Here is a 9125-nt window from a genome sequence, read left to right on the forward strand (position 1 = left end):
TACGAGTTGGCACTGGAGCACTGGTTGCTCCCCTACTGAGGACTCCACGCCGAGCCGAGCACCGTCCGCTCTGGACGGTTGCGTCCGTGTCGACCCATTTCCGGACTCCAGCTCCGGCATTGACACTTCGCATCAGAGTGGGCCAGACCGCAGGCCATGCCGCCGTACGCGATCCTGCGTCGCATTCGAAGGGCCGGCCCAATCAGCGTGGGAACGGACCCAGAGGTGACTTGTCGCCTACTGACCACTTGTGACCGAACGGGTCCGTGAAGCCACCTTGACGGTGCGTCCCCCAGGGCACGTGGTGATCCTCGATTCCCACTCCGGCGATTGCGCCCGCGGCCACGGCGCGCTCGATGAAGGTGTCGGGATCATCGCCGAACACCTCAATGCGGGTGCTTGTGACCCCCGCCTGGCCGGGACTGGTCTCTGTGAGGTTCTCGGGATTGACCTCATGGAGGAAGAAGGCCGCGCCACTGATCTCAAGGCCGGCGACGCCACCAAGGTTCCACAACTCTGTCGCGCCCAGCGCAGCCTTGCACCAGGCGACCGCAGCGTCAGCATCCGGGACGATCAGCATCACAGAGATCACTGATGGCGAAGCGGACACCGTGTCGCCGGACGGCACGGAACGATCTCTCAGTTCCTCAGTCATACCCACAGCATGCCCGATGTCACCAGCAGCGTCTCCCCAGTCCGGCCCACGGCCAGACTCCACCAGCCCCGAAGACGAGCAGCTCGCGAAGCGTCAGTGCCGTCCAACCCTTTGCTGAGATCACTTCACTGGACCTGCGTCGAGTGTTGCGCTGGTCCGCGGTCGTCTGCTGATGGTCGCCGGTTTGGCTGCTCAGTTGGCTGCTCGTGCCGCAGCCGGGCAACACTGCGCCTTCGCCCGCGGTCGCCTCGCAAGCGGAGGAGGTAATCCAAGATCTCTTCTGAGCATTGGCTGATGGTCTCGGGCTCGTAGTAGTACCGCCGGACGCCTTGGTCGATAACCATCACTCGGGCTAGCGCTTCCCGAGCGAGCATGTTCTTGACGTTGTGGTTCTCGATGGCCGCCCTGATCACCGAGTATTCTAGGGCCATGCGCTCAGCGTCAGGCAGGTGCTCCACGCCTTGGGCCGCTGTTATTGCAGACCGGCTTGCCTCCTCCATTGCCACAGCCCCGATGGCATCATTGATCAGTTCCTCGACGTGCGACGCCTTGCGTGCCCGCACGTTGAGCCAGTAGGTGAGGGCTGCACCCACCGCTATCGAGGCAAGCGGCACAACGACGCTCGTGAGCAAGTCCATGAGGACATGGTCCGTCGAGCAGCGCCGCTGCCGCGACCCCCAGCCAAGCCGCCACCCCGCGCATCGCGAATCTTGGCGCCATCTGACATCTCGATTACAAGCTCTGTTCATCTCGTCCAGGGGTGTCCGTCCGCGTCTGTGACCTCAGGCGACTGCCCGCGCCCGATCGCTGCCGGCCGTTCTCGTCCGGATCGGTTGCTGTCGCCATTGCTGTCGAGCGGCGGTGGGAAGTGGGCCGGCCCGTTCCTATTGCCTGAGGTCCCAGTCGTGTCGCCGAACACCGAACTCTGCCGTGGCCTGTTCCATAGCCTCAGCAACGGTGTACGCAAGGGCCACCTTGCTCCTCCGCACCGAGTGCGATCATGAGGCATGACTCTGCCCTCCCTCACGGTTGACCGCTGGATCGGGCACGCATCGGGCATGGCCAAGGCTACGGTCTGTTCCGCACCGGGTTTGATGGAGACATCGAAACCTGGGAGAAGATCAAGCTATGCCGGCACCGAAGAAGTACCCCGATGAGTTGCGTGAGCGTGCGACCCGGTTGGTGATCGAGGCCCGCCGGGATCCGGCCAGCGCGGTCGGCGCGATCCGGCGGATCGCCGACCAGCTCGGAGTTCATCCGGAGGCGTTGCGGACCTGGTTGAAGCAGGCCGAGACCGATGCCGGCCAGCGTGCGGGTACCACCAGCAGCGACGCGGAACGCCTTGCCGCCTTGGAACGGGAGGTGCGTGAGCTGCGCCGGGCGAATCAGATCTTGAAGTCCGCGGCGTCTTTCTTCGCGGCGGAGTTGGACCGTCCGTCGCGATGAAGGTCGACTTCGTCGACTCTCAGAAGGCCGAACACGGTGTCCAGCCGGTCCTGCAGGCGCTCGAAGGCACGCCGGCACAGATCGCACCGTCGACCTACTACGCCGCCAAGACCCGCCCCGCCTCGGCCCGGTCGCGGCGCGATGAGGAGCTGACCGTGATGATCGAGCAGATCCACGCGGCCAACTACGGCGTCTACGGGGCACGCAAGGTCTGGCACGAGCTGCGCCGGCGTGGCATGCCGGTGGCCCGGTGCACCGTCGAGCGGCTGATGCGCCAGGCCGGGCTGCGTGGGCTGCTGCGCGACAAGTCACCGCGTACGACTCGGCCGGCGGCTGAGACCGGCCGCCCGGGTGACCTGGTCAGACGTGACTTCACCGCGGAACATCCGAACCACCTGTGGGTCGCCGACCTGACCTACGTGCGCACCAGTGTGGGCTGGGTGTACGCCGCGTTCGTCCTCGACGTGTACTCCCGCATGATCGTCGGCTGGCAGGTCTCCACGTCGCTCTACACGGATCTGGCTCTCGACGCGTTGAAGATGGCGATCTGGCGCCGCGAGAGTCAGGGAGCTGACCTGCGTAAACTCGTCCACCACTCGGACCGAGGAGTCCAGTATCGAGCGATCCGCTACACCCAACGGCTCGCCGAGGCCGGCGCCGTCGCCTCGGTCGGGTCCAAGGGCGACTCCTATGACAACGCGATGGCCGAGGCGTTCAACTCGCTCTACAAGGCCGAACTCATCCGCAACCAAGGTCCCTGGCGCGGCCTCGACGACCTGGAGATGGCCACCGTCGAGTACATCGACTGGTACAACAACCGCCGGCTACACGGCGAACTCGGACACATCCCACCCGCCGAACACGAGGCCCTACACGCGATGACCCAACCGGTCACCGCACCCCTGAAAACCAGCTAACCAACTCTCCATCAAACCCGGGGCTTGACAGTCCAAGGACCGCCAGGGCCCGCTCAACCAGGCGCAAGAACACTTGCCACGGTGGCGCAAGGCCAAGGGTCTCCACACGCAGCACACGCTTGGTGGCCGTCGCGCGTCATGTGGTGTTCCTTCACCATCTTCTCGTTGAACCGCGCCAGAACGGCGTAGTCCCCACCGCGCCTCTTGTCGTCATCGATCCGCGCGTAGAGCTGAAGAACCACCCAGTCCTTCGGCTTGTCCTGCAACGAGGCGTGAAGCCAGTTGGTCCCCATGTCACTCCTGAGCGTCAATCGATCGACCATCCTGGACGCTGGCTCACACTATCCGACGTACAGGTCGTCGTCCGTCGCCCACCAGGCCAGCCGCCCCGACATGGTGGCTGGCCTGGTGTTCTTGGGGCGCTGATGGTCCGTCGGTGGTTGTCTCTGGTCAGCGTTTGACGGCCCGGTGACGACCCAGATGACCCAGGGACGGCCCAAGAGCAGCCACCCGCCGGGATGCCACCTAACGACCAAGTCGCCATGCAGGTGCTGAGGCACGCCCGCTTCTCCGTGACGATGGAGATCTACACGCAGGTATCAAACAAGGCGACTAGAGACGCCCTCAAGCCCCTTGGCGATTCACTCGACCACTGACGCCGTTGCTGTACTTGGCTGCTGTACGACAGCAGAAAGGCCACCTCCCAAACCCGGGAAGCGGCCTCTGACTTGCACCAACTGAGAGTGGGCGATACTGGTATCGAACCAGCGACCTCTTCGGTGTGAACGAACGGCTCTGCTCAGCCGGCGACGTCCACGACGACCTTGCCCTCGGCCATACCGTCGGCGACCAGCCGGTAAGCGTCCATGACCGTGTCGAGCGTGATCCAGCGCCCGTCCAGTCGGGGACGCAGCGCACCGGCGTCGGCCAGCGTCGCGATCTCGCGCAGGATGTCGCCGTGGTGTTCGCGGCCCCGTCCGGTGAGCATCGGCAGCAGAGTGACCACCCCGGAGTAGGTCGCGCCACGGAACGACAGCGGGGCGAGCGAGTGTGAGCCCCAGCCCAGCGCGCTGACGACGTGCCCGTGATAGGTGCGTACCGCCGCGAACGAGGCGTCGAGCGTTGCGCCACCCACGAGCGCCTCCCAGGAGGTGACAGCCGCCAGCGGCAACGCGGCGGCCTCCCGCATCGAGAGGCTGCTCGGCTTGTGGGCCAGCTACCGGGCGTCCACGGCGGCGTACTCGCCAGCGAGCCCTTGCAGGTCACCGACGCCCCCGCACAGCCCGTACACCTCGTCTCCGGGCTCGAAGCCGGTCACGTCGGCGCCGACCGCCACGACGACGCCGGCAAGGTCCAGGCCGAGCACCGCGGGTAGCTGGATGCGCGCGTGCGCGGCCCTTCCTACCTGGATCTTCGTGTCGAGCGGGTTGATCCCGCTGGCGACGACTCGCACCAGCACCTGCCCCCGGACCCGGGAGTGGGGTCGCCGATCTCCTCGACCGTCAACGGATCGTCGAACTCCCGCAGCGCCGTAGCGCGCACAACTTCCACACTCTCCGTGAGCGGAATGGCACCTGGACGCTATCCGACCGGGTTGCCGGCCGGGTGGCCTCCTCGGCGACCCGTGTCGGCACCCGGCGGAACTTTTGCCACGTGCGGAAAAAGATCGTCACCTCTTGAAAAAAGTCTCGCGAGGGTGAGGATATCCAGATGCGTCGTCTCCCCCAGACTTGCGGCCGGGTGGTCTCGGGCCTCCTCGCGCTCCTCCTCGTCTCGGCGGTCGCTCTCCTCGCGTCCGCTCAGCCCGCCGCAGCTCACGGGACCCTCGCGATGTCCACGCCGGCGGGTGGCGCCACGGTGCGCGAGCCGTTGACCTCGGTGCAGCTGTTCTTCACCGAGAAGGCCGCGGCCAACGCGTTCTTCACGATCACCGCGCCGGGTGGCATCCGGGTCGACAATGGCTGGTCGTACGGGGAGCCGAAGCCGCTGGACCAGCCGGTGCGCGAGTACTTCCTGGTCAACGGCCAGTTCGAGCCACGCGAGTACACGACCGGGTTCCCCGCGACAGTGGCGGTCGCGCACCTGCCGGCCAAGGGCCAGTACTCGGTGAGCTACCTGTCGGTCGCCTCGGACGGAGACCCCGTACGCGGAACGTTGACCTTCCGCTACGACGGGCCGGTGACGGCGGCGCCCAAGGGGTGGAGCCCGCCGTCGAGCCAGCCGGATCCGGCGCTGTTGGCCACCGCCGAGCAACACGGGTCATCCGGGCAGGTTTCGGCAGTGCCGACAGTCGCGGCCGAGACGGCGATTCCGCCGTCCGCGACAGCGGTTGCGCCGACCGAATCGGCTGATGAGAGCGGCCCCGGAGCGGTGGCGTGGACCGGCCTGGCGGTGGTCGCGGTGGCGGTCGCGGCGGCCGGATTCGTCGTCTGGCGTCGGCGGACGGCCCCCACTGGCGGACCCGTCGGCCGGGGCCGCACCTCGTCGGTGACGTCCGGTCGACGCAGCGCCGGCACCCGTCCCGGGACCAGGACCTCCGGCAACAGGACCGCCGGTGTCAGGACCGCCGGTGCCAAGAACGCCGGTGGTAGGACCGATGCAGGTAGGACCGGCGGGGCAACCGACGGCGGTACGCAGGCCCCGGGCGGTAAGCGGCGGCCCAGCGCGGTGCCGGCCGCGCGTAAGGACACCACGGTCGTCGTGGCTCGGACGGGCGTCGCGGTCGGTCCAACTCCGACCGATGAGGACGCGACAACCCCCGCCACGACGGACAGTCGACCGCCCGTCGACCCCGGAGCATCGCCCGACCCTGACCTCGCCGCCGCGACGCCCGGGTCTCGGCTGAGCAACACCGGCCTGGCGCTGTTCGTCGGTGCCCTGGTGCTGGCCCTGCTCGGCGGCTTCGGGTTGGCGCGCATCAGCGGCAACGAGGGCCCGGCCGCCAACACCGCCCGGCAGCCGGCAGGCGGTCCGACCGACTCCGGCCCGGCGGTGTCCGCGGCCGACGGACACCAACACCCGGCGGGCACCGGACCGCACACGCACCGGGGCGACGGCGGAACAGGCGAGACGCTTGCCACCGGGACGACCGTCAGCGCCGGCGGCTACACGCTGCAACCGCTGGAACGAACCCAAACCCCCGGGGTACGCGCCGACTACCGCTTCCGGATCGTCGGCACCGACCGGCAGCCGGCTACCCGCTTCGCGGTCGTACACGACAAGCCGTTGCACATGATCGTGGTGGGCCGCGACCTGACCGGTTACCAGCACCTGCACCCGACGATGGCCTCCGACGGCACCTGGAGCGTCCCGCTGACGCTGGCCCGACCCGGTGGTTACCGCGTCTACGCCGACTTCTCCGTGACCGCGGCCAACGGCGCGCAGGTGCCGCTCGTGCTGGGTGTCGACCACACGGTGCCGGGGGCGCACACCCCCGCCGTGCTGCCGCCCGCGCAGTCACCGGCGACGGCCGGGCCGTACTCGGTCTCGATGACCGGCACCCCGACGGTGGGGGTGACGGCGCCGATGCAGTTCCAGGTCCAGCGCGCCGAGCCGGCCACGCCGGTGGGGTTGGAGCGGTACCTGGGCGCGTACGGGCACCTGGTCGTCGTCCGCGAGGGCGACCTCGGCTACGTGCACGTCCACCCGGAGCAGGAGTTGGTCGACGGGACGGTCCAGTTCTGGCTGACCGCGCCCAGCTCGGGCCGGTACCGGGCCTTCTTCGACTTCCAGGTCGAAGGGACGGTACACACCGCCGAGTACACGATCAACGTGCCCTGAGCCTGGAACTTCCTCCCTGCTGCGGCCGACCATCCAGCCAGCAGCAGTCATCGGAGGAAGAACACATGCTCAGCACCAGCCCGCCCGGTCCGCGCCGCCGCTCGGCCGCCGTCCTCGCCGCCGCCGTCCTGGCGGTCAGCGCCGCCGGGTGCGGTTCGTCCGCCTCTCCGGCGACCGGGCAGGCGAATGCGTCCGCGTCGGCCTCGGCCAACCCGGACGCCGGGGTGCTCGGCATTCGTGACCCGTGGGTGAAGGCCGCCGACAAGGGGATGACGGCGGCCTTCGGGACCCTGGTCAACGACGGCGACAGCGATGTCACTCTGACCAGCGCGGCGACCTCGGTGTCGCCGATGGAGCTGCACGAGATGGCCATGAAGGACGGCAAGATGGTCATGCAGGCGAAGCAGGGCGGCACCGTGATCAAGGCCAGGAGCACGCACGCGCTGGAGCCGGTGCAGGGCTCCTATCCGTTCGCTGTGGCCGATCCCACCTCCAGCGCTGCGCCGGTTGCCAACGTCAGCGGGTCAACGCCCGCCCCGTCCGCCGCCGCGGCAGCGGAGTCCGACGGCGGTCCGGGCGTCGGTGCACTCGTCGCCGGTGCCGCGTTGGCCCTCGTCGTCCTGGTGACGGCTGGGTTGCTGTGGCGACGGGCGGCCCGGCCCGACCAGCCCTGACGTCGGAGCCTCGATCTCCCCACCTCCCCGGGAACCACCGGCGTCTCTCCCCCGACTACCGGTTAGGGCCGACGCGACACCTCACCGGGCGACCAGACCAGTACGGGAAACACCTTCGTGCCTCCCGACTCTTCCGATCGGATCAGCATGTCTCTCACCGAACTGTCCGGCACGCCGCAGCCGGAACCCGCCACGACCGCCGAGAAACCGGCCCGAGCCGCCCGGCGCACATCACCGTTCGGCGCGCTGCTGCTGCGGCTGCACTTCTACGCCGGCATCCTCGTCGCCCCGTTCCTGGTGGTCGCCGCACTGACCGGCCTGGCCTACACCGTGACCCCGCAACTCGACACCATCCTCTACGGCGACCAGCTGACCGTCGCCCAGGTGGGTGACCGGCAACTGCCGCTGGCCGAGCAGATCGGGGCCGCGCGCAACGCGCACCCGGACGGCAGCATCACCACCGTGCAACCCGGCGCTGGCGACCGGACCACCGCTGTGGTGTTCTCCCTGCCCGAGCTTGGCGAGAAGCAGCACACCGTCTACATCAACCCGTACACCGGCGAGTCTCAGGGGCAGCTCACCACCTGGTTCGGGTCCACGCCGACCACCACCTGGCTGGACGACCTGCACCGTAACCTGCACCTGGGCGTCGTGGGGCGGCACTACTCCGAGCTGGCCGCCAGCTGGCTGTGGGTGATGGCGCTCGGTGGGGTCGTCCTCTGGTGGCGCCGCCGCGGCGCCGCCCGAGCCGCCGCCCGGCACCTGTTCGTGCCGGACCTGTCCGCCGGTAAGGGTGTCCGCCGTACCCGAGGATGGCACGCCACCACCGGCATCTGGCTCACCGTCGGGCTCCTCTTCCTCTCCGTGACCGGTCTGACCTGGTCCCGATTCGCCGGCGCGAACTTCGCCGCCGGCCTCGACGCGCTGAATGCCCGCACTCCGGAGATCTCCACCATCCTCACCGTCGGCCCCACCGCCCCTGCCGACACCGGCGGCGGTCACGAGCACGGTGCCGCCGGGGCGGGCGGGGTCGTCGAGTCGGCGGCCTTCGATCGGGTCCTGTCGGTCGCTCGCGGCGCGGGCCTCTCCGGTCCGGTCGAGATCAGCCCCGCGTCGGAGCCGGGCTCCGCCTGGACCGTCGCGCAGGTCGACAACACCTGGCCGGTCCGGAAGGACCGCATCGCCGTCGACCCGGCCTCGGACACGGTCACCGCCCGCAGCGACTTCGCCGACTGGCCGCTACTGGCGAAACTGAGCAGCCTCGGCATCCAGGCCCACATGGGGATCCTTTTCGGACTGATCAACCAGGTCCTGCTCACCGCGCTCGCCCTCGGCCTGCTCTGCGTCATCTTCTGGGGTTACCGCATGTGGTGGCAACGCCGGCCCACCCGCGCCGACCGCCGGGCGATCGCCGGCACCCCGCCGGCCCGCGGCGGCGTACGCGGCCTGCCGCTCTGGGCGCTGCTGATCGGCGTGCCGGTGACAGTGGCGATCGGCTGGGCGCTGCCCCTGTTCGGGCTCACCCTGCTCGCCTTCCTCGTCATCGACGTGGTGGCAGGTGCGGTGTCTCGACGCCGGCGACTCGCCGCGGCTCCCACCTCCCCGGCACCCGCGGGGAGCTGATCCACAGGTCCGGCCGTCCGTCGGACGACG

9 protein-coding genes are annotated in these 9125 nt (G+C 68.9%); 4 read left to right on the forward strand and 5 right to left on the reverse strand.

The window, feature by feature from the left end; all coding sequences use genetic code 11:
- Positions 1-202: 202 nt before the first annotated feature.
- Both ABZU52_RS17650 and ABZU52_RS17655 read right to left on the reverse strand, forming a co-directional pair.
- Positions 203-655: a VOC family protein gene (locus ABZU52_RS17650; protein ID WP_354972074.1), complete on the reverse strand. Its 453-nt coding sequence runs from the start codon at positions 653-655 to the stop codon at positions 203-205.
- 125 nt (positions 656-780) lie between these two features.
- On the reverse strand, positions 781-1293 hold the full coding sequence (locus ABZU52_RS17655) for a hypothetical protein (RefSeq protein ID WP_354972075.1): 513 nt from the start codon (positions 1291-1293) through the stop codon (positions 781-783).
- 490 nt (positions 1294-1783) lie between these two features.
- On the opposite strand from ABZU52_RS17655, the gene ABZU52_RS17660 reads away from it, so the two are divergent.
- Positions 1784-3018 (forward strand): IS3 family transposase gene (locus ABZU52_RS17660; RefSeq protein ID WP_354972076.1). Its coding sequence is split into 2 segments (ribosomal slippage): positions 1784-2063 and positions 2063-3018, totalling 1236 coding nucleotides; the frame shifts between segments, so codons are not numbered across the junction.
- 53 nt (positions 3019-3071) lie between these two features.
- Here the strand turns inward: ABZU52_RS17660 and ABZU52_RS17665 are convergent.
- The 3 genes from ABZU52_RS17665 to ABZU52_RS17675 all read right to left on the reverse strand — a co-directional run bounded on the left by ABZU52_RS17665 (position 3072) and on the right by ABZU52_RS17675 (position 4471).
- Positions 3072-3311, reverse strand: coding sequence for a hypothetical protein (locus tag ABZU52_RS17665; RefSeq protein ID WP_354972077.1), 240 nt, complete (start codon positions 3309-3311; stop codon positions 3072-3074).
- 506 nt (positions 3312-3817) lie between these two features.
- Positions 3818-4207: a zinc-binding dehydrogenase gene (locus ABZU52_RS17670; protein ID WP_354972078.1), complete on the reverse strand. Its 390-nt coding sequence runs from the start codon at positions 4205-4207 to the stop codon at positions 3818-3820.
- Positions 4208-4234: 27 nt separating this feature from the next.
- A complete protein-coding gene (locus tag ABZU52_RS17675) occupies positions 4235-4471 on the reverse strand; it encodes an alcohol dehydrogenase catalytic domain-containing protein (RefSeq protein ID WP_354972079.1) in 237 nt (78 codons plus the stop codon).
- A gap of 257 nt (positions 4472-4728) precedes the next feature.
- On the opposite strand from ABZU52_RS17675, the gene ABZU52_RS17680 reads away from it, so the two are divergent.
- From ABZU52_RS17680 to ABZU52_RS17690, 3 genes are all read left to right on the forward strand, one after another.
- Positions 4729-6798, forward strand: a complete 2070-nt coding sequence (locus tag ABZU52_RS17680) for a copper resistance protein CopC (protein WP_354972080.1) — start codon at positions 4729-4731, stop codon at positions 6796-6798.
- 65 nt (positions 6799-6863) lie between these two features.
- Complete coding sequence (locus ABZU52_RS17685; protein WP_354972081.1) at positions 6864-7472, forward strand: copper chaperone PCu(A)C; 609 nt, start codon at positions 6864-6866, stop codon at positions 7470-7472.
- Between the two features lie 147 nt (positions 7473-7619).
- Entirely contained in the window at positions 7620-9095 is a 1476-nt protein-coding gene (locus tag ABZU52_RS17690; protein ID WP_354972082.1) for a PepSY domain-containing protein, read from the forward strand.
- Positions 9096-9125 lie beyond the last annotated feature (30 nt).

It is taken from the genome of Micromonospora sp. NPDC005220 (genome assembly GCF_040607895.1).
Taxonomy (GTDB): domain Bacteria; phylum Actinomycetota; class Actinomycetes; order Mycobacteriales; family Micromonosporaceae; genus Micromonospora.

Excerpts from the sequence above, each read along its gene's own strand:
- ABZU52_RS17680 (WP_354972080.1), top strand. The coding sequence starts at position 4,729 with ATGCGTCGTCTCCCCCAGACTTGCGGCCGGGTGGTCTCGGGCCTCCTC.
- ABZU52_RS17685 (WP_354972081.1), top strand. The coding sequence starts at position 6,864 with ATGCTCAGCACCAGCCCGCCCGGTCCGCGCCGCCGCTCGGCCGCCGTC.
- ABZU52_RS17670 (WP_354972078.1), bottom strand. The coding sequence starts at position 4,207 with ATGCGGGAGGCCGCCGCGTTGCCGCTGGCGGCTGTCACCTCCTGGGAG.
- ABZU52_RS17655 (WP_354972075.1), bottom strand. The coding sequence starts at position 1,293 with ATGGACTTGCTCACGAGCGTCGTTGTGCCGCTTGCCTCGATAGCGGTG.
- ABZU52_RS17690 (WP_354972082.1), top strand. The coding sequence starts at position 7,620 with ATGTCTCTCACCGAACTGTCCGGCACGCCGCAGCCGGAACCCGCCACG.
- ABZU52_RS17650 (WP_354972074.1), bottom strand. The coding sequence starts at position 655 with ATGACTGAGGAACTGAGAGATCGTTCCGTGCCGTCCGGCGACACGGTG.
- ABZU52_RS17665 (WP_354972077.1), bottom strand. The coding sequence starts at position 3,311 with ATGGGGACCAACTGGCTTCACGCCTCGTTGCAGGACAAGCCGAAGGAC.